14 protein-coding genes are annotated in these 18,619 nt (G+C 64.3%); 9 read left to right on the top strand and 5 right to left on the bottom strand.

All coding sequences use genetic code 11. The features are described from left to right. Window positions 1-92: 92 nt before the first annotated feature. Window positions 93-2,681 (top strand): ATP-dependent chaperone ClpB, encoded by a 2,589-nt coding sequence (gene clpB, locus PI87_RS01680; protein ID WP_039595945.1) that lies wholly within the window; start codon window positions 93-95, stop codon window positions 2,679-2,681. Between the two features lie 74 nt (window positions 2,682-2,755). Here the strand turns inward: clpB and PI87_RS01675 are convergent, their stop codons facing one another. Continuing rightward, window positions 2,756-3,784 carry a helix-turn-helix domain-containing protein gene (locus PI87_RS01675; RefSeq protein WP_039595944.1) on the bottom strand — a complete coding sequence of 343 codons (1,029 nt, stop codon included), beginning with the start codon at window positions 3,782-3,784 and terminating at the stop codon, window positions 2,756-2,758. Window positions 3,785-3,994: 210 nt separating this feature from the next. Here PI87_RS01675 and PI87_RS01670 point away from each other — a divergent pair, with 210 nt between their 5' ends. From PI87_RS01670 to PI87_RS01650, 5 genes are read left to right on the top strand one after another with little or no spacing between them, the layout of a single operon-like run. Next, complete coding sequence (locus tag PI87_RS01670; protein ID WP_039595943.1) at window positions 3,995-4,339, top strand: hypothetical protein; 345 nt, start codon at window positions 3,995-3,997, stop codon at window positions 4,337-4,339. Then, window positions 4,329-4,982: a Dabb family protein gene (locus tag PI87_RS01665; RefSeq protein WP_039595942.1), complete on the top strand. Its 654-nt coding sequence runs from the start codon at window positions 4,329-4,331 to the stop codon at window positions 4,980-4,982. Before PI87_RS01670 ends, PI87_RS01665 begins: the two co-directional genes overlap by 11 nt. Window positions 4,983-4,986: 4 nt before the next feature. Beyond that, window positions 4,987-5,865: an SDR family NAD(P)-dependent oxidoreductase gene (locus PI87_RS01660; protein ID WP_039595941.1), complete on the top strand. Its 879-nt coding sequence runs from the start codon at window positions 4,987-4,989 to the stop codon at window positions 5,863-5,865. A 17-nt stretch (window positions 5,866-5,882) separates the two neighbouring features. Continuing rightward, the gene (locus PI87_RS01655) at window positions 5,883-6,860 is read left to right on the top strand and encodes a quinone oxidoreductase family protein (RefSeq protein WP_039596424.1); all 978 of its coding nucleotides are present in this window, start codon (window positions 5,883-5,885) and stop codon (window positions 6,858-6,860) included. A gap of 49 nt (window positions 6,861-6,909) precedes the next feature. Beyond that, window positions 6,910-8,289, top strand: coding sequence for a DUF1329 domain-containing protein (locus PI87_RS01650; protein ID WP_039595940.1), 1,380 nt, complete (start codon window positions 6,910-6,912; stop codon window positions 8,287-8,289). Window positions 8,290-8,349: 60 nt separating this feature from the next. On the opposite strand, the gene PI87_RS01645 is transcribed toward PI87_RS01650, so the two are convergent. Both PI87_RS01645 and PI87_RS01640 read right to left on the bottom strand, forming a co-directional pair. Continuing rightward, window positions 8,350-9,768, bottom strand: a complete 1,419-nt coding sequence (locus PI87_RS01645) for a sensor histidine kinase (protein WP_039595939.1) — start codon at window positions 9,766-9,768, stop codon at window positions 8,350-8,352. After that, window positions 9,761-10,441: a response regulator transcription factor gene (locus PI87_RS01640; protein WP_039595938.1), complete on the bottom strand. Its 681-nt coding sequence runs from the start codon at window positions 10,439-10,441 to the stop codon at window positions 9,761-9,763. Before PI87_RS01640 ends, PI87_RS01645 begins: the two co-directional genes overlap by 8 nt. 169 nt (window positions 10,442-10,610) lie before the next feature. Between PI87_RS01640 and PI87_RS01635 the strand changes: the two genes are divergently transcribed. Genes PI87_RS01635 through PI87_RS01625 form a run of 3 tightly spaced genes read left to right on the top strand, consistent with a single transcriptional unit; the run spans window position 10,611 to window position 16,340 of the window. Continuing rightward, a complete protein-coding gene (locus PI87_RS01635) occupies window positions 10,611-11,756 on the top strand; it encodes an efflux RND transporter periplasmic adaptor subunit (RefSeq protein ID WP_039595937.1) in 1,146 nt (381 codons plus the stop codon). Then, window positions 11,749-14,865: an efflux RND transporter permease subunit gene (locus PI87_RS01630; RefSeq protein ID WP_039595936.1), complete on the top strand. Its 3,117-nt coding sequence runs from the start codon at window positions 11,749-11,751 to the stop codon at window positions 14,863-14,865. Before PI87_RS01635 ends, PI87_RS01630 begins: the two co-directional genes overlap by 8 nt. Continuing rightward, window positions 14,865-16,340 (top strand): efflux transporter outer membrane subunit, encoded by a 1,476-nt coding sequence (locus tag PI87_RS01625; protein ID WP_052321359.1) that lies wholly within the window; start codon window positions 14,865-14,867, stop codon window positions 16,338-16,340. Before PI87_RS01630 ends, PI87_RS01625 begins: the two co-directional genes overlap by 1 nt. Before the next feature lie 356 nt (window positions 16,341-16,696). On the opposite strand, the gene PI87_RS01620 is transcribed toward PI87_RS01625, so the two are convergent. Both PI87_RS01620 and PI87_RS01615 read right to left on the bottom strand, forming a co-directional pair. Beyond that, entirely contained in the window at window positions 16,697-17,650 is a 954-nt protein-coding gene (locus tag PI87_RS01620; RefSeq protein WP_039595935.1) for a hypothetical protein, read from the bottom strand. Between the two features lie 524 nt (window positions 17,651-18,174). Then, a complete protein-coding gene (locus tag PI87_RS01615; protein ID WP_157003044.1) occupies window positions 18,175-18,414 on the bottom strand; it encodes a hypothetical protein in 240 nt (79 codons plus the stop codon). Window positions 18,415-18,619: the final 205 nt, after the last annotated feature.

Genomic DNA, 18,619 nt, shown 5'->3' with positions numbered 1-18,619 from the left:
ATCTGCATGAAAACCGGCGTTTCCATGCTTGAAATGCCACCGATGCTCCCTATCTTTCGGAACAGTGAAACATTTTCCGCAAGGGGTTTTTTATGCGTTTGGACAAACTGACCACCCGCTTCCAGGAAGCGCTGGCCGACGCGCAGAGCCTGGCGCTGGGCAACGACAATCCGTACATCGAACCGATCCACCTGCTGCTGGCGATGCTCCGCCAGCCGGATGGGGCGACCAAGAACCTGCTGGCCCGCGCCGGCGTGAATACGGGTGCGCTGGACACCGCGCTGGACCGCGCCATCAAGAACCTGCCGCAGGTGCAGGGCGGGCAACAGGTACAGGTCGGCCGTGACCTGGGCAGCCTGCTGCAGCAGACCGAAAAAGAGGGCATCAAGCGTGGCGACCAGTTCATCGCCAGCGAGCTGTTCCTGCTGGCCGCCGCCGATGACAAGGGCAAGGCCGGCCGCATCGCACGCGAACATGGCCTGGCGCGCAAGGCACTGGAATCCGCCATCGACGCCGTGCGTGGCGGCCAGACCGTCGGCAGCGCCGAGGCTGAAAGCCAGCGTGAAGCGCTCAAGAAGTACACCATCGACCTGACCGAGATGGCTCGGATCGGCAAGCTCGACCCGGTCATCGGCCGCGACGACGAAATCCGCCGCGCCATCCAGATCCTGCAGCGCCGCACCAAGAACAACCCGGTGCTGATCGGCGAGCCGGGCGTGGGCAAGACGGCCATCGTCGAAGGGCTGGCGCAGCGCATCGTCAACGGCGAAGTGCCCGAGAGCCTGAAGAACAAGCGTGTGCTGGTGCTCGACATGGCGGGCCTGCTGGCCGGTGCCAAATACCGCGGCGAGTTCGAAGAACGCCTGAAGGCCGTGTTGAACGACATCGCCAAGGAAGAGGGCCAGACCATCCTCTTCATCGACGAGATCCACACCATGGTGGGCGCAGGCAAGGCTGAAGGCGCGATGGACGCCGGCAACATGCTCAAGCCGGCGCTGGCGCGTGGCGAGCTGCATTGCATTGGCGCGACCACGCTGGATGAATACCGCAAGTACATCGAGAAGGACGCCGCGCTGGAGCGCCGCTTCCAGAAGGTGCTCGTGGGCGAGCCGAGCGTGGAGGCGACCATCGCCATCCTGCGCGGCCTGCAAGAGAAGTACGAATTGCACCACGGCGTGGAGATCACCGACCCGGCGATCGTGGCCGCGGCGGAACTGAGCCACCGCTACATCACCGATCGCTTCCTGCCGGACAAGGCCATCGATTTGATCGATGAGGCTGCCGCGCGCATCAAGATGGAAATCGACTCGAAGCCCGAGGCGATGGACAAGCTCGACCGGCGCCTGATCCAGCTCAAGATCGAGCGCGAGGCGGTGAAGAAGGAAACCGACGAAGCCTCGCAGAAGCGTCTGGAACTGATCGAGCAGGAAATCGAACGCCTGCAGAAGGAATACGCCGATCTGGATGAAATCTGGAAGGCCGAGAAGGGCGCCGCGCAGGGTGCCGCAGCGTTGAAGGAAGAGATCGAGAAGATCAAGCTCGAGATCGCAAAACTGCAGCGCGAAGGCAAGCTCGACAAGGTGGCCGAGCTGCAATACGGCAAGCTGCCTGAGCTGGAAGGCAAACTCAAGGCTGCTACGGCCGCTGAGACCGCCGGCCAGAAGCAGCCGAACAAGCTGCTGCGCACGCAGGTGGGCGCTGAAGAAATTGCCGAAGTCGTCAGCCGCGCCACGGGCATCCCGGTGGCCAAGATGATGACCGGCGAGCGCGAGAAGCTGCTCAAGATGGAAGACCGCCTGCACGAGCGCGTGGTCGGCCAGGACGAGGCCGTGCGTTTGGTGTCCGACGCCATCCGTCGCTCGCGTGCCGGCATTGCGGACGAGAACAAGCCCTACGGCTCGTTCCTGTTCCTGGGCCCCACGGGTGTGGGCAAGACCGAGCTGTGCAAGGCGCTGGCCGGCTTCCTGTTCGATTCGGAAGAGCACCTGATCCGTATCGACATGAGCGAGTTCATGGAGAAGCATTCCGTGAGCCGCCTGATCGGCGCGCCCCCGGGCTATGTCGGCTACGAGGAGGGCGGTTACCTGACCGAAGCCGTGCGCCGCAAGCCGTACAGCGTGGTGCTGCTGGATGAGGTGGAGAAGGCGCACCCGGACGTCTTCAACGTGTTGCTGCAGGTGCTGGACGATGGGCGTCTGACCGATGGCCAGGGCCGCACGGTGGACTTCAAGAACACGGTGATCGTGATGACGTCCAACCTCGGCTCACAGTTGATCCAGTCGATGACGGGCGAGCCGTTTGACGCGGTGAAGGGCGCCGTGTGGCAGGAAGTGAAGACGCATTTCCGCCCCGAGTTCCTGAACCGGATCGACGAGGTGGTGGTGTTCCACTCGCTGGATCAGAGCAACATCGAGTCGATTGCACGCATTCAGCTCAAGCGTTTGGCGGCACGTCTGGCGCATATGGACCTGACGTTGGAGATCAGCGACGAGGCTGTGGCCAAGCTGGCCTCGGCGGGCTACGACCCGGTGTTTGGGGCGCGGCCGTTGAAGCGTGCGATTCAGCAGCAGATCGAGAATCCGGTGGCACGGATGATTCTGGAGGGCAAGTTCAGCCCGAAGGATGTGGTGCCGGTGAGCTATCAGGATGGGAACTTCTCGTTTGATCGCGTCGTGCACTAAGCCCGGCGCACTCTGGTGAGCGGTATGCCGTTCAGCTTCGGCTGAGCGGCATTTTTTTTGCCCTGCCCACCCAGTCACGCCTCGGCTGTTGCGGTGGCGGCCTTTGCTTCGCGCCGGAATTGGCTGGGCGCGTGCCCGGTCCAGCGCAGGAACGCCCGCCGGAAGGCTTCGTCGCTGGCAAAGCCCAACTGCTCAGCGATTCTTCCGACCGACCAGTTTGTCGTGCTCAGGCAGCGCTCGGCGGCTTCGCGCAGGCAGTGCTCGCGCAGGACCGAGTAGCTGCAGTTGTCCGCAGCAAGGCGGCGGCGCAGCGTGGGTTCGCTCACATCAAAGCGCACGGCTAGTTCCGGCAGTGTCGGCAGTCGCGCGCCGTGCGCGAGCGCTGCATCGAGCACGGCGCGCACCTGCTGCGTGAGCGAGACCACCTCGGCTGGCGCCCCAATCAGCCGGTATGGGAAATCCTCCAGGAACGCGGCCAGCTCGCTGGGCTGTCGCACGACACGTCGATCCAGCAACGCCGCATCGAATTCAAAGCCATAGGTCTGGGCGCCTGTCGTCACGGTTGCATTGAACAGGCCGAGGAACGGCATCGCATCCTCGCGCTGCGGGTGCGCCAGAAACACATGCGTCGGGCGCAACGGCTGGCCGATGAGCCAGCCGAAGAGCTGCATGTAGTAGAAGAGCCCCGTCAGGTCGACCATGCACGCGGCCGAGGTTTTTACGCGGCGCAGCGAATCCATGCGGAAGACGGCCTGCCTCCCGTTCTGTCCGAGCGAGAGCGTGCCGGCGCGCGGATACAGCATCGTGCAGAACTCGGCCGCGCAGCCGATCGCCTGCCTGAGCGAGTCGGTGCTCAACACGCACCGGCACAGCAAGTCCACCTCCTGCTTGCGCATGGGCGGGTGGCCGTTGCCCTTGGCAACGAGCGCTTCCAACTGCTCGATGCAGGCCCGATACAGCGCAATGAACTGCGCCGGCTGCAGGAGCCCCGGCGTGCCGCCAGCGGACACGGGCGGGGCCTCGGTGCCTTGCCGCTTCAGCTCATCCAGCAGGCGCTGCTCCATACCGGGTGGGACGGTGCGTCCCGACAACTCAGCGTTCATGGATGTTCGTTCTGATTGCTTCGGTAGCGATTGTTGATCGGCCGGGTAGGGATCGGTCAGGGCCGGGCTTCCCATAATCAATCCAGCACTTCAGTCCGCGCCGGCGCCTGGTTCAGGGCGTGCACGGCAGGTATCGAAAAGAGTGCCAACGAATACAGCCACTGCCTATCCGGGAGTACCCATGACAGCCTTACCGCGCGAGGCCCGCCGATGATTCACGTGCTGGATGAAATCGTGCTGGCACCCACGCACCTGAACACGGTGCTTGGCCTGCTGGAAAACACGTACCTGCCCAATAGCGCCGCCAGGGGCCTGACGCTGCAGCAGCGCTGGGTCTGCCCGCCGGTGGCGCTGGACGACGCGCCCAATACGCTCTGGCTGCTGTGGCAAGTGCCCGACGCGCCTGCTTACTACGCGATGCGCGCCAGCATCGACGCCTCGGCGTTCGCGTTCTGGACGCAGGTGGATGCGCTCTGTGAAGACCGCCGCCGCCACGTCATGACGGATGCGTCACAGCCGCTGCCGCAACGCGGGGAGCAACGTCATGCCGCTTGAAACCGCACAGCTGGGTCTGTCTGCCGATGCACGTGCTCAGGCAGATTCCACCGCGCTCGAACAGGCGATCCTCTCCCGCGTGCGCGCGCTGCCCGGGGTGTACCACGCCTCACTCGGGCGCAACCTGCAAGGGTGCTGGGGCGCGGGCGACTACACGCTCGATGTGCACTACACCAACGCGGCACCCGATGCGTCCGGCCTGGCCGCCGCACTCACTGGCCTGGCCGATGTGGATGGCGTCGCGTACACGCCCATCGGCGGTGGACAGCGCGCGCAGCAACTGCGCGACGGCATCTGGCGCACGCTGATGTTCCGCGTCCGGCCCGAGGCTTCCGCGCAGCAGGTCGCCAGCCTGGAGCAAGACCTCCTGCGGATGCCCGACTACATGCCCAGCATCCGCAACTGGCGCCTTGCCCGCGTCGACCACGTTGATGCACCCGGCGCGTGGACCCACGTCTGGCAGCAGGAATTTGCCACCGTCGATGACCTGCTGGGCGAGTACCTGATGCACCCGTTTCACTGGGGCCGTGTCGACCGCTGGTTCGACCCCGAGTTTCCGGAGTGGACGGTCGATGCCATCTCCCACGCCTTCTGCCTGCTGCCCGCCAGCCTGATTTCACGCCAACCCGGTACCGAGGAGTAGCCCCATGTCCACACACGGAACACTGACTGGAAACATCGCGCTCGTGACGGGCGCCAGCCGCGGCATCGGCCGCGCCATTGCCCTGCGTTTTGCTGCGGAGGGCGCGCTGGTGGTCGTCACGGGGCGGCGCATGGGCCAATCCGGGGACGAGCCCAACACGCTGGCCGAAACGGTCGCGCACATCAAACGCCAGCGCGGAAAGGCGATCGCCCTGGCCGCCGATCTTGACGACCCCGCGCAGCGCGACAGCCTTGTTTCGCGCGCGGCAAGCGCAGCCGGCGGGCTCGACATCCTCGTCAACAACGCCGGCATTGCGGAGTACAGCCCCATTGAGTCGATGTCGCTCGACATGTTCGACCGCACGATCGAGCACTACCTGCGCGTGCCCTTCGTGCTGAGCCGCGCGGCCATCCCGTTGATGCGCACCCGTGGCGGCGGGGCGATCCTCAATCTTGGATCGGTGACGGCACTGTCGCCCACGCGCCCGTACAACGAATTCGACGTTGCTGGTGGCGTCACGGTGTATGCCGCCGTCAAGGCTGCCGTCAACCGGTTCACCGAAGGGCTGGCCGCTGAACTGCTCGCCGACAACATCGCCGTGAATTCCGTGGGGCCGAGCACGGCCATCCTCACGCCCGGCAGCGAGCGCTACATCCCCGAGGGCTATCCGACCGAACCCGTGGAGTACCTGGTGGAAACGGCGCTCGCACTATGCCGTGTTCCGGCGCGTGAGCGCACCGGCGCGGTGGCGCACAGCCTGCACTTTCCGCTGGAGCAGGGCCTGCAGGTCCGCACGCTCGATGCGCAAGGCACGCTGCCGGCCCCGGTGATTCCGCCGTATGCCCATCCGGCGCTGGGGCGCCCCGGCGCAGCACAGCAATGAACCGCGCGGAGACCAGCATGCGTGCCATGGTGATCGATCAAGTGGGCGGACCGGACGTGCTCAGGATGGCCGACGTGCAAGTGCCCGAACCCGGCGCTGGAGAGGTGCTGATCCGGGTGGTCTGTGCGGGCGTCAACCCCGCCGACTGGAAATGCCGCGAAGGCAGCCTGAGCCATTTCATGGAGTACCGCTTCCCCTTCGTGATCGGCTTTGATGCCGCCGGCGTGGTGGCAGCGGTGGGAGCAGGGGTCACCAGCTTCGTGCCGGGCGATCGCGTCTTCACGCAGACGGATGTCGGTGCCGGCAAGTGGGGCGCCTTTGCGGAGTACGTCGCCGTCAACCAGCATTCCGTGGTGCGCCTGCCCGACAACATCGCCTTTGCAGATGCCGCAGCATCGCCCACACCGGCATTGGCGGCATGGACCGGGCTCTTTGATGAAGGCGGGCTCGCGCCCGGCCAGACCGTTCTGGTGCACGGGGGCGGGGGCGCTGTCGGCACGTTCGCCATCCAACTGGCCAAGGCAGCCGGTGCGCGTGTGGCCGCCACGTGCAGCGCCGCGCGCCGCGAAGCGCTGATGCAGCTCGGCTGCGACCTCGCCATCGATTACCGCGGCAGCGACATCGCCGATGCGCTCAAGGCCTGGGCACCGGAAGGCGCTGACCTCGTCCTGGACGCAGTCGGCTGCGGTACCTTGCCCAACGGGCTGGACCTGCTCAAGCCGGGCGGCATCCTCGTGGCCATCCTCACGCTGGTCCCGGGCGACCCCGGCCCCGACGCCGCTGAAGCCGCCCGCCGCGGCCTGCGCACCGCGCTCGCGTTCAGCAAGATGCCCAGCGGCGCGCGATTGCAGGAAATTGCCGAGCGGCTCGGCGCCGGCCGGCTGCAACCGCCCCGCAACGAATGCCTGCCGCTGGCAGATGCAACACGCGCACTCGAACGGGTCCGCCTGGGCACGGCCGCGGCCAAGCTGGTGCTGCAAGTTGCGCAAGCCTAGGGCCGACAGGCCCAGACCAGGATCACCCAACAAGACTGGAGGAGAGACGATGAAGAACAGGACATTCCTGCTGTGCGCCATCGCCGGCGTGATGGCCGGCGCCCAACTGGGCGCACCATCCTTTGCCGCGATGACGCCGGATGAAGTGAAACGCCTGGACGGTTCGCTCACGCCCATGGGGGCCGAGCGCGCCGCAAGCAGTGACGGCGCCATCCCTGCCTGGAGCGGCAAATGGCAGGGCCCGCCGCCGGGCGTGGCATTCCGGCCGGGCGATGCGTATCCCGACCCGTATGCAGCCGACAAGCCGCTGGCAACGATCACCGCCCAGAACGTTGCGCAGTACCGCGCGCACCTGAGCGACGGCCAGCTCGCAATGTTCAAGCTGTACCCCGCAACGTTCAAGATGGTGATCTATCCGAGCCATCGCGACTTCCGCTACGACGGCGCCCTCTACAAGGCGATCCGTGAGCACGCGCAGAAGACGCAGCTCACGCCCGACGCGAACGGCCTCAAGGACTATCCGCCCACCGCGCCGTTCCCCGTGCCCAAGAGCGGCCTGGAGGTGATGTGGAACCTGCGGTTCTCTTCGGCCATTGCCGACGAAGCGGCCGTGTATGACCAGGCGGTCGTGTACCCCGACGGCAAGATCGCCTGGGGCAAGTGGAAGTACGAGATCTGGTCGCCGATGAACGGCAGCACCTTCGACAACGCGCCGTCGCTCATCAACCGGACCTTCGCCCGTGTCGAGACCGAGCTGCCGCTGCGCGAGCGGGGCAACATCATCGTCTCGCAAACCTACTGGGACCGCGAAGGCTCCGACACCGCCAAGACCTGGGCATACAACCCCGGCACGCGGCGGGTGCGACAGGCTCCGGAGTTTGGGTTTGACCAGCCGCAGGGCCCGGGTGGTTTCCGCACCGTGGATGACGACCGCCTGTTCAACGGCTCCGGCGAGCGCTATGACTGGAAGGTCATCGGCAAGAAGGAAATCTACATCCCGTATCACGACTACAAGCTGGCCGAACCCAGCGTCAAATACGCGGATCTGCTGCAACCCAACCATCCCAACCCGGATGTCATCCGCTACGAACTGCACCGCGTCTGGGTGCTGGAAGCGACGTTGAAATCGGGCTTCCGCCACCAGTACGCCAAGCGCGTGCTGTACCTGGACGAAGACACCTGGATGGCTGCACTGGCCGACAACTACGACGCGCGTGGGCAGTTGTGGCGCACGAACCTGCAGTCCTCGTTCTATGCCTATGACGCGCATCGGTACTACCCGGCGGTCACGTTCTATCAGGACCTGATGGCGGGGTCGTATCTGGCGGATCGGTTGACCAATGCGGGGAGGCCGGCGCGGTTGAACAACAGCGCTCAGTTCAATGAGGCGTATTTCTCGCCGGATTCGATTCGCGGGGCGGGGAGGTGATTGGTTGAGTGGTTTTCCTTGGGAGTCGCTCTGGAGGGGTCCGGGGCGGCTTTTTTTTGATTAGAAGCCGAGGGCCACGGTGGCTAAGGGCAGGCTGATGCGGAAAATCAGGCCGCCTTCCAGGGCATTGGCTACGTCGATTCGCCCGCCATGCGCCTGCACGATGGCTTGCGAGAGTGCCAGCCCCAGGCCAGTGCCTGGTGTATCGCTGGCCCGCGCTTGGGCGGTGCGGTAGAAGCGCTCGAAAATGTGCGGCAACTCTGCGGGAGCCACGCCGGGGCCATGGTCGCTGACCTGGAGGATGGCATCGCCGTGCTCGGTCGACCACGCAATCTCAACCGCTGTGTTTGCCGGTGAAAATTTCACAGCGTTATCCAGCAGGTTGGCCAGGGCCAGCGTTGCAGGGGCCTTGGCAATCCAGATCGGTTGATGTGTCCCCGCCTGGGTGTTCAGCACGATGCCGCGGTCTTGGGCGGCTGGGGTGACGCGCTGGATGCACTCCTGCACGAGATCGGTCATCAACACTGCATCTTCGCTCTCCTGGCCCTGGCCTGCATCCAGGCGCGCGAGCATCAGCAGCTCTCCCACCATTTGCGTGAGCCGCCCGACTTCGTCTACGCAAGAGTGCAGGGTCTCAATGTAGTCTTCTCGGCTGCGCTCGCGCCGCAGCGTCACCTCAAGCTCGGTGCGCAAGCGCGAGAGCGGCGAGCGCAACTCGTGCGAGGCGTCGGCCGTGAAGCGGCGTTGCATGTCGAAGGCGTGTTCGAGGCGGTCGAGCATGTCGTTGAGCGTATCCACGAGCTTGCCGATGTCGTCGGAGGTGCCGGGATGGGGCAGGCGTTCATCAAGGTTGTTGTCGCCGATCCTGCGGGCCTGCTTCACGACGTTGTCGATGGCGCGAAAGACCCGTTGCGTGAGCATGGCACCGGCCGTGCCGACGGCGAGCAGCAGCGCAGCGGCCAGGCCGACGAACAGCACGACGGCCGAGTCCAGGATGCGATTGACGTCATCGAGCGATCCGGCAACCTGGACGACCAAGGGCGGCGTACCAGGTTCGGTATGCACTGGCAGCGACACCATGCGCAGCGGCTCCTCGCTGAAGTTCTGCAGGGTCTCGAATACCGTTTCGCCTTGTGCAAGACGGCCGAGCAATACGGGGGACGATGGCAGGCGGGTCGTGCCCAGGTTGGCACTGCGCGCGAGCACGTCGCCCTGTGCATCGACGATCTGCACCAGACGGTCCAGGCGCACCAGCGAGGGCGGTGCCGTACCGGTCGGTTTTTCATGCACGCGGATCGGCTGACCACTGCTGGCGTGCAGCATGCCGGCCTCGGTTTCCGCCAGCGCCAGCAGTGCCGCATCCAGTTGCCGATGCGCGATACGCGAAAGCTCCCACCACGCGGCGGATGCCACACCGGTCACGATCACGACGATCACGGCCCAGTGCGCAAGGATCAGGCGCCGCTGAAAGCTAAACATGGGAATGCGTTTGTGCGCTCAGGCGAAAACCTTGTCCGCGCACCGTCTGGATGAGCGTCGGCAGGCCCGGCGGGTCGATCTTGCGGCGCAGGTTTTTCATGTGCGTGTCGATCAGGTTGTCGATGGCGATGAGATCGGCGTGCCAGATGTGCTCAGCGAGTTGGGCTCGACTCACCACCTCACCGGCATGGCGCATCAGTAGCTCCAGCAGGGCGTATTCCTTGGGGGTGACGTCGATGGCGCTGTCTGCGCGCCTGATGGAGCGCGTGGCCGGTTCGAGCCGCAGGTCGCCAATGGCGAGCACGGGCAACGGCGCCAGCTTTGCCCGCCGCAAGAGGGCGCGCACGCGGGCCAGCAGTTCGTCAAACACGAAGGGCTTGGTCAGATAGTCGTCGGCGCCAGTATTGAGGCCGGCGATCCGGTCGGCGTGTGCGTCCCGTGCGGTCAGCATCAGGATCGGGGTCTGGATGTCACGCTGGCGCAACTCTGCACAAAACGTCACACCTTCTTTGCCCGGCAGCATCCAGTCGAGGATGACCAGATCGGCCGACCGGACCAGCGGTTCGGCCTCTTCCGCCGCGTGTGCCGTGGCCACCTTAAAGCCTTCTTCTTCAAGGCCTCGCGCCAGCAGCCGAGCGGCTTTTCGGTCGTCTTCGATCAGCAGGATGTTCATCGGATGGCCGGGAGGAGGGTCCAGGAAACGGCGGGATTCTAGCAATGCGACCTGCGCGAGTTCCTGAAGAAGAATTCAGGTTGCACTGCAGCATGAATACGTAGCATAGCGCCCGCATCCACATCGAACGGGTGCCCACAACATCAACATGCATGTATTGGAGCACGCCATGCAGGCCTCCTCGAATTCTTCTAAACGATTTCTCTACAGCGTCATTGCGGTTGCTGTGGCGGGCGTGTGCACGTGGGGTGCACTGTCCCTGCATGCCAAGGAACCTGGTGCGCCCACCGTGGCGGCGGTGCTGCACAAGAATGACCGCATCGTCGTGCCTGAAACCTCGCCGCTGCGGCGCTCGCTGGTGGTGACGCCGGTGTCTGAGGATGCTGTTTCCGCGGCGTTCGTGCTGCCTGCGTCGGTGGAGGCGGACCCGGGCAAGCTTGTGAAGGTGCTGCCGCCGTTGGCGGGCCGCATCGTCAGCCTGAACAAGCAGTTGGGCGATGAGGTGAAGGCTGGTGATGTGCTGTTCACGCTCGATTCCGCCGATCTGGCCGAAGCGACCAGCGCGGCAGCCAAGGCGCAGGCGGCGCTGGTGCTGGCCAGGAAGAACCTGGATCGCTTGCAGGATCTCGACAAATCGGAAATCACGCCGCGGCGCGATCTTGAGCAGGCGCAGAGCGAGCACGCGCAGGCTGCTAGCGAGGCGGACCGCGCTAACAACCGTCTGGCGCAGCTTGGTGCCAAGGGTGGCGCCAAGGTGTCGGGCGGGCACATCCTGTCGGTGCGCTCGCCGATTTCGGGCCGCGTGGTCGAGCTCAATGGCGCCACGGGCGGGTATTGGAACGACAACAACGCATCGGTGATGACGGTGGCCGATCTCTCGCGCGTGTTCGTGACCGCGAACGTGCAGGAGAAGGATGTCGCGAAGATCCATGTCGGCCAATCGGCCGTGGTCAAGCTGGATGCCTATGCCGAGCCGCTGGATGCCAAGGTGCGCTACGTGGGCGAAATGCTCGACCCCGACACGCGTACGGTCAAGGTGCGCATGGTGTTCGACAACAAGGATGGGCGTCTGAAGCCCGGCATGTTTGCTCAGGCGACGCTGTATGCGCAACCGCACACGGGCACGGTCGTGCCGATGTCGGCGCTGGTGCAGTCGGGTTTCAACACACGCACTTTTGTCGAGGTCGCGCCGTGGCAGTTCGAAGCCCGTGTCGTCAAGACGGGCGCGCAAGTGGGCGACCGGATCGAGGTGCTCGCAGGGTTGAAGGCCGGCGAGCGTGTGGTGACCAAGGACGGAGTGTTGCTCAATGATTGAACGTCTCGTCACCCTGTGCTTCAACCGGCGCGGCATTGTCGTGCTGGTCTTCCTGCTCGCGGCGCTGTACGGGTGGGTTTCGTGGAAGCAATTGCCGCTGGAAGCCTATCCCGACATTGCCGACACCAGTTCGCAGATCGTGACGCAGGTGAATGGGCTGGCAGCGGAAGAGGTCGAGCAGCAGATCACCATTCCGCTCGAGCGCGCGGTCATGGGCACGCCGGGCATGCATGTGATGCGCTCCAAGAGCACCTTCGGGCTGTCGCTGATCACCGTGGTGTTTCAGGATGGCGTGGAAGACTACTGGTCGCGCCAGCGCCTGCAGGAGAGCATCAACGGCGTCGATCTGCCCTACGGCGCCAAGCCAGAGATGGACCCGCTGACCTCGCCCATCGGCGAGATCTACCGCTACACGCTCGAATCCAAGACGCGCGATCTGCGCGAGTTGTCCGAGCTGCAGTTCTGGAAGGTCATCCCGCGCCTGAAGCAGGTGCCCGGTGTGGTGGATGTCGCCAACTTTGGCGGCCTGACCACGCAGTTCATGCTGGAGTTCGATCCGGCCAGGATGACCAAGTACAACGTGTCACTGAGCCAGATTTCACAGGCCATCCAGGCCAATAACGCCAACGCGGGCGGCAGCATCATGCAGCGCGGTGAACAAGGGCTGGTGGTGCGCGGCGTTGGCCTGATCCGCAACCTGGATGATCTCGGCAACATTGTCGTGAGCCAGAAGGCGGGTGTGCCGGTGCTGGTCAGGGACATCGGCCAGGTGGTGCTTGGCAACCACGAGCGCAACGGCATTCTCGGCAAGGACCATAACCCGGACACCATCCAGGGCATCACACTGCTGTTGCGCGGCCAGAACCCGTCGCGCGTCATGAAGGGTGTGCACGAGGCGGTGCGTGACCTGAACGAACACGTCCTGCCCAAGGACGTGAAGGTGGTGGCGTACATCGACCGCAGCAAGCTGGTCGACGCCACCGTCCACACGGTTGGCAAGACCTTGATCGAGGGCATGGTGCTGGTGTCGCTGGTGCTGCTGCTGTTCCTGGGCAGCCCGCGCGCCGCGCTGATCGTGGCGGTGACGATTCCGCTGTCGTTGCTGGCGGCCTTCATCCTGATGCACCACTTCAAGATTCCGGCCAACCTGCTGTCGCTGGGCGCCATCGACTTCGGCATCATCGTTGACGGTGCGATCGTGATGATGGAGAACATCCTGCGCAAGCGCGAAGAAGATGCCGGGCGCGAGCTGGAGGGGGCTGACATCCTGGCCGCCGCACGCCAGGTCACGCGCCCGATCTTCTTCGGCATGCTCGTCATCATCGTGGCCTACCTGCCGCTGCTGGCCTTCCAGCGCATTGAGTACAAGCTGTTCTCGCCCATGGCGTTTGCAGTCGGGTTTGCGTTGCTGGGTGCGCTGCTGGTGGCGCTGCTGCTGATTCCCGGCCTGGCGTACTGGGCGTATCGCAAACCGGCCAAGGTGTTCCACAACCAGGTGCTGGAGTGGCTCACGCCGCGCTACGAGGGTTTGCTCAACCGCGTGGTGGGCAAGTCGCGTGCCGTGATCGGCCTGGCCGTGGCCACGCTGGCCGGCGTGGTGATCCTGGGCGCGACCATTGGGCGAGACTTTCTGCCGTACCTGGACGAGGGCTCGATCTGGCTGCAGGTGACACTGCCGCCCGGCATTTCGCTGGAGAAGGCATCGGAGATGGCCGGCCAACTGCGCGAGGCCGCGCTGGAGTTTCCGGAGGTCGAGCACATCGTTACGCAGGTGGGGCGCAATGACGAGGGTACCGACCCGTTCACGCCGTCGCATATTGAGAGCGCGGTGACGTTGCACCCGTACAGCACGTGGAAGACCGGCCGAGACAAGCAGCAGCTGATTGCCAAGATGGACGCGCGCTTCCGGCAGTTGCCCGGCATTCAGGTGGGTTTCTCGCAACCGATGATCGATGGCGTGCTCGACAAGCTGGCCGGCGCGCACAGCGATCTGGTGGTCAAGATCTACGGCAACGACTTTGCGCAGACCCGGCAGTTGGCCACGTCTATCGAGCGTCTGCTCAAGACAGTGCCCGGCGCTCAGGACGTGATCATCGATCAGGAGCCGCCGTTGCCGCAGGTGCGTATTGACGTGGACCGCGCGGCCGCTGCCCGCCTGGGCATCAACATAGCCGACGTGATGGACCTCGTTCAGACCGGTATTGGCGGCAGCCCCGTCACGAAGGTGTTTGCGGAAGACCGCAGCTACGACGTGGCCGCGCGCTTTGTCGGCACCTCGCGCAACAACCCCGAGGCGATCGGCAACCTGACGCTGACCGCAGCCAACGGCGCACATGTGGCGCTGGCCCAGATCGCGCGTGTCGGCTTTGCCGAGGGCGAAACCACCATCACCCGTGAGATGAACAAGCGTCACCTGACCGTGCGCCTGAACCTGCGTGGCCGCGATCTGGCCTCGTTTCTGGAGGAAGCCCGGCAGCGCATCGATCAGGAGATCCAGTACGACCACACCCGCAACCAGATCGCGTGGGGTGGCCAGTTCGAGAACCAGCAGCGTGCGCAGGCTCGCCTGGCGCTGATTCTGCCGATGGTGCTGGCGCTGATGTTCGTGCTCCTGTTTGCCGAATTCAAGAACCTGCGCCAGCCGGCGTTGATCCTCTGCGCGGTGCCGCTGGCGGCGCTGGGTGGCCTGGTTGCGCTGCACCTGCGCGGTATGACGTTGAACGTGTCGTCTGCCGTGGGCTTCATTGCTCTGTTTGGGGTGGCGGTGCTCAACGCCATCATCATGGTCTCCAACCTGAACCGTTGGCGGCAACAGCCGGGTATTGGCTTGAAGGATGCGGTGATGGGCGGTGCACGCGAGCGCATGCGTCCGGTGCTGATGACGGCCACCGTGGCGGCGCTCGGCCTGATCCCGGCAGCGCTGGCGCATGGCCTTGGCAGTGACGTGCAACGGCCGCTGGCCACCGTGGTGGTGGGCGGGCTGGTGAGCGCGACCGTGCTCACGCTGGTGCTGCTGCCCGCGCTGTATTACCTGATTGAGGCGTACGCCGCTCGACGCCTGCACGCGGCAGGTCCAGCCGTCCGTGTCGCAATGGAAGGGGAGTTGTAATGCATCAGATCACGCGTATCGCCGCAGGCGTATTGCTGTCGGCAGCGGTGGCAGGCTGTGCCGTGGGGCCGGACTTCAAGCGCCCTGATGCGCCTGACGTGCCTGGGTACACGGCCAACACGCCCGCGCCCACCGTAGCGACACCCACAGAAGGTGGGCAATCCCAGCGGGTGAACCAGGGGCAGGCCGTCTCGGCAAAGTGGTGGACGCTGTTCGGCTCCGATGCGTTGAATACGCTGGTGGAAGAGGCGCTCAAGGCGAACCCCGACCTGCAATCGGCCAAGGCTGCGCTGCGCGCCGCACGGGAGACGCTGGCCGCGCAGAAGGGCGGCTTCTTTCCCGCGCTCGACGCTGAACATGGGTCCAAGCGTGCGCAAGAGGCCAACGCCATCGCCAGCCCGCTGTCATCTAACGCCAATCTCTACACGCTGCATACGTCGCAGTTGGCCGTGTCCTATACGCCGGACGTGTTTGGTGGGGTGCGGCGGCAGGTGGAATCGGCAGCAGCCCAGGCAGAGGTCGCGCGCTTCGAGTACGAGGCGGCCTACCTGACGCTGACTTCCAACGTCGTGAACGCGGCGATTACCGAGGCCTCGCTGCGTGCGCAGGTCAAGGCAACGCAGGAGGCCGTGCGGGTGGCCACCCAGTTACTGGAGACCACGCGCAAGCAGCAGCGGGCCGGGCTGCAGGGCGGTGCTGATGTGGCCGCACAGGAAGCGGAGCTTGCGCAGGTCGAGGCCACCTTGCCGCCGCTTGAAAAACAACTGGCGCAACAGCGCAACCTCATCACCGTGCTGGCGGGGCGCTACCCGAGCGAAGAGATTGCGCAGACGTTCGAGCTGGACACGCTACACCTGCCGGCAGCATTGCCATTGAGCCTGCCGTCGGAACTGGTCGAGCAGCGGCCTGACATTCGCGCCGCGCAGGCACAGCTGCATGCGGCCAGCGCGGAGATTGGCGTGGCCAAGGCGGCACGCCTGCCGAGCATCACGCTCACGGGCAACATCGGCAGCTCGGCGGAGGGGCTGCGCAGCTTGTTCACCACGGGGACCGGGTTCTGGAGTCTCACGGGCGGCTTGGCCATGCCGTTGTTTCGCGGCGGCAGTCTGATGCACCAGCAGCGCGCGGCAGAGGCCACCTATGACCAGGCCGCCGCGCAATATCGCAGCGTCGTGCTGGCAGCATTCCAGAACGTATCGGATACGCTGCATGCGATTGCCGCCGATGCGCGTTCCCTGCAGAGCGCGCACAAAGCCGAACAGGCCGCCCGCAAGAGTCTGGGCATGGCACAACGCCAACTGGCAGCTGGCATGGTCGGCTCGCCCGCCGTGTTGCAGGCCCAGCAGGCGTATCAGCAAGCGTTGGTGACGGTTGTACAGGCACGCGCCGATCGCTTGACTGATTCTGTTGCGCTGCTGCAGGCGCTGGGCGGTGGCTGGTGGAATCGTGATGAACAGCTCGCGGGTAACGACTAGGCCACGTCGCCTGTCTCGCGGCCATTGAAATGACGACGTTCACCCTACGCGTGGATCTCGCTCGTAGGGTGTTTTTCATTCTGAAATCCAAATCCATAAGGCGTAAGACACGGAGCCAGCAAGATGATTGGCATGTTTGTGTCCACCGCTATCGCGGCTGCCATTGTGGCGAGGGGACCTTGAGCGCGTGGTGCACTGAGTGGTGCGGTAAAGGCTGAAAAGCCGCTCTGGCGTGATCCAGGGCGGCTTTTTATTGTGCGATTGTTGCTGGTGTCTCCTTGCTTCATCCCCTCGCGCAAAGCGCAGATTGCCGATGGCCGGCGGACCCTGCCTCCCCAAGGTCAATTGCCCGCCATCTAACGCAACGTCCAGACGATAGCGGTGTTCGTGCTGTCGTTCACTACCGCGAATTGCTGTTGGCCACTGCTGCTCAGTCCAAATGCGAGGCCAAATGCAGAGCCCGCAGACGGATCAACCTGCATCTCTGCGACGAACTGCCCCTGGGGTGTGAACTCGATGATTTCGCTGGGTTGATTCTGACCCGAGGCAATCGCGTCGCCGTTTGCTGTCACCAGATCTCCATTGGGCGCCAAGGCCAATGCCAACGGCCCGGCGAGGTAGTTCGCGTCTGCAAAGATGACCGTTCCCCTTCCATTTGCATGTGCGATTGCCGACGCGCTCGATAGGCCATACACCTTGTTGTCGTTCGTTGACGCGACATACAGCACATCGTGGCCCGCGTCATAGGCCAATCCCGTTGGGCCGACCACCAGCGCTGCCGAATCGGGTCGGAACGTGTAGCCATTCGCGATGATGTGCGAGCTTTGCAAGAGCGTGGCGCCGCCCGCGCCGATGTTGAGATCGATCCTGGCCACCGTGCCGTTCAACACGTTCGATACGAACACGGAAACCTGCGGGCCGTTATCAGTGAGGACGGTCAGGTCCCACGGGCCGTCCAGAAGGACTGGATCTTTCAGCTCGGTGAGCAGCTTGCCTTGCGGGGTGATGACCAATAGCGAGCCGGATGTGGTCACCACCGTGCCATTCGTCGTCGGTAGGTTGCCCACCAGCACATACCCGCTCTTGAGCACAGTCAGCGCGGTGGTCAGTCCTAGATTCGGTCCCTGGAAAAAGGTGACGGGCTTGCCGTCTGTCACCAGTTTCACGATGGTCGATCCCGTGCCCTGTTTGTTGGAGGCCGCGTTGAAATTCGACACCACCACGTCCCCAGGCTGCAGCATGTTCCCCGCAGGTACGCCGGCCGGCACGAAGGCAATGCCGTACGGATTGACGTCGTGGTTGCTCGGCACCGTCGACGCAACCGTGGATGTGGGTGGAAGGATGGTTTGTCCGCCGGCAAGGGGGGATCCCAATACCAGCGCTACGAGGCCGATGCCGCATAGGGCGCCGCGTAGATGCCGGGGCATGAACTGGGTTGGGGGAGGGATTCTGGTTTGAGGAATCACCCGTGAGGGTGATTCGACGGCAGACAGCAGACGCGAGGTTTTCATTGGGCACCTCCTTCTTTTTGCAGAGCGCCCCGGCCGCGTGAGCCGCTGGGGAACACTCTGAGCGTCTGCAAGCTTGAGCGCGAAAGCTACCGAGGCAAACGTTGCAGGCGCCGCACTGGTTCCCTGGGCGATTCGCTGCGCATCTGAAGTCGTACCTACCCCTGCGCAGTGAACTGTGCCCAGGGCGTTGGCCGCCTCAGAACAGAGGCGACTGTTATTCAGTCTAGCCTATGGCGCCTATTTTTCAGGCACTTCAACCGGTTCAACACTCCGGGCGTGCTTGGATTTCTCGGCCCGGGCAGGGAACGAAAGGGTGGTGTCCCTCAAACACTCAAACGTGAGCTCTCACGCATGACGGCCTGAGGTTCAATGGTGAGGGGTAAACCGTCATCCATGACAGTCAGAGGTTCAACGGTGAGGGGTAAACCGTCACGCATGACCGTCTGAGGCTCAGCGGTGAGGGGTAAACCGCCATCCATGACGGTCAGAGGTTCAACGGTGAGGGGTAAACCGCCATCCATGACGGTCAGAGGTTCAACGGTGAAGGGTAAACCGTCACGCATGACCGTCCGACACTCAACGACGAGGGTTTGACACACAACCACGACCTTCGAACTCTCACCCCTGAGGGTTTGCCTCTCACCAGAGGCGCTCCCACGCCTTCTTATGCAAAAAACGATGAACATTCCCTGAAACCATTCGTTCCCCGTACAAGGCCCGCTCGGTAGTCTTGCTCCTATCCAAATCCATAAGACGTAAGAAACGGAG

This window comes from Ralstonia sp. A12 (assembly GCF_000801955.1).
In the GTDB taxonomy this organism is placed as follows: Bacteria; Pseudomonadota; Gammaproteobacteria; order Burkholderiales; family Burkholderiaceae; genus Ralstonia.
The sequence above is the reverse complement of the archived record's forward strand: the minus strand, read 5'-3'. Positions and strand labels throughout refer to the sequence as shown.

Coding starts and splice junctions, on each gene's coding strand:
- PI87_RS01665 (WP_039595942.1), top strand. CDS start 4,329: ATGCCGCTTGAAACCGCACAGCTGGGTCTGTCTGCCGATGCACGTGCT.
- PI87_RS01625 (WP_052321359.1), top strand. CDS start 14,865: ATGCATCAGATCACGCGTATCGCCGCAGGCGTATTGCTGTCGGCAGCG.
- PI87_RS01640 (WP_039595938.1), bottom strand. CDS start 10,441: ATGAACATCCTGCTGATCGAAGACGACCGAAAAGCCGCTCGGCTGCTG.
- PI87_RS01635 (WP_039595937.1), top strand. CDS start 10,611: ATGCAGGCCTCCTCGAATTCTTCTAAACGATTTCTCTACAGCGTCATT.
- PI87_RS01655 (WP_039596424.1), top strand. CDS start 5,883: ATGCGTGCCATGGTGATCGATCAAGTGGGCGGACCGGACGTGCTCAGG.
- PI87_RS01650 (WP_039595940.1), top strand. CDS start 6,910: ATGAAGAACAGGACATTCCTGCTGTGCGCCATCGCCGGCGTGATGGCC.
- PI87_RS01615 (WP_157003044.1), bottom strand. CDS start 18,414: ATGCGTGACGGTTTACCCTTCACCGTTGAACCTCTGACCGTCATGGAT.
- PI87_RS01660 (WP_039595941.1), top strand. CDS start 4,987: ATGTCCACACACGGAACACTGACTGGAAACATCGCGCTCGTGACGGGC.
- PI87_RS01645 (WP_039595939.1), bottom strand. CDS start 9,768: ATGTTTAGCTTTCAGCGGCGCCTGATCCTTGCGCACTGGGCCGTGATC.
- PI87_RS01630 (WP_039595936.1), top strand. CDS start 11,749: ATGATTGAACGTCTCGTCACCCTGTGCTTCAACCGGCGCGGCATTGTC.
- clpB (WP_039595945.1), top strand. CDS start 93: ATGCGTTTGGACAAACTGACCACCCGCTTCCAGGAAGCGCTGGCCGAC.
- PI87_RS01670 (WP_039595943.1), top strand. CDS start 3,995: ATGATTCACGTGCTGGATGAAATCGTGCTGGCACCCACGCACCTGAAC.
- PI87_RS01675 (WP_039595944.1), bottom strand. CDS start 3,784: ATGAACGCTGAGTTGTCGGGACGCACCGTCCCACCCGGTATGGAGCAG.